This is a genomic window from Marinimicrobium sp. UBA4209 (genome assembly GCF_002381585.1).
GTDB lineage: Bacteria > Pseudomonadota > Gammaproteobacteria > Pseudomonadales > Cellvibrionaceae > Marinimicrobium > Marinimicrobium koreense.
Genome location: NZ_DFTP01000003.1, coordinates 10,284 through 10,493, shown reverse-complemented (window position 1 = coordinate 10,493; position 210 = coordinate 10,284).

The following is a 210-nucleotide window of genomic DNA, read 5'->3' as shown; positions in this document are numbered from 1 at the left end:
ACACGCCGTGAACCCATCCCTGGGGGCTCGGATCGCGGGTCCCCCGCTCTACGGTCTTGGGGGCGTGTACCGGATTACCACTTCGCCGAACGTATTACACTTCTTTAAACCTTAACCGTCCAACTTGATTGCGTTGCATGAACGTTACGCTAAGTCGGTGTCAGGAACCTTGACTCAAGACCGTAGAGCGGGGGACCCGCGATCCGAGCC